Raw genomic sequence first — 508 nt, 5'->3', positions numbered from 1 at the left:
AGACCCACGTGTGGCAGGAGATCGAGGCCCAGGGCATCGGCCGCGTCGCCGACCCGGCGGCCGACCGGACGCTGTTCCCGACCGCCACCGGCTTCGGCTACTTCAGCCCGGAGGGGGCGTTCGGCCGGCAGGGCGAGCTGCTCACCCAGTTCTGCGAACAGGCACCGCAGGTGTTCTCCGACCCGACGGACCCGATGGCCCAGGCCGACCTGCTGCGCCTCGTCGACTCGTACAGCAGCCGCGACCGACTCAACGCCATGGGCCTGAGCACCCTGGACGAGAAGTGGCTCTCCGGGGCCACCGGCGGGCTCGGCGGGGGATCCGACCGCGGTGCGTACACGCAGTTCCTGCCCTGGTGGGCGCTGTGCAACTACAACGCCGAGCAGTACTACGGCATCAACACCTACCGGCCGGCCGGTGGAATGACCGGACTCGCCCAGGCCATCCTGACCAGGGCGGCCGCCGACCTGCGGCCCAACTACCCGGTCCGGGCCATCACCGCCCAAGA

The 508-nt window shown here is 71.1% G+C and carries 1 pseudogene; it reads left to right on the top strand.

What is annotated here, in order from left to right:
* Positions 1 to 508: pseudogene (locus tag JMF97_RS30520) on the top strand (amine oxidase); the annotation flags it as partial.

This window comes from Micromonospora fiedleri (assembly GCF_016774385.1).
Lineage (GTDB): Bacteria > Actinomycetota > Actinomycetes > Mycobacteriales > Micromonosporaceae > Micromonospora > Micromonospora gifhornensis.
The sequence above is the reverse complement of the archived record's forward strand: the minus strand, read 5'-3'. Positions and strand labels throughout refer to the sequence as shown.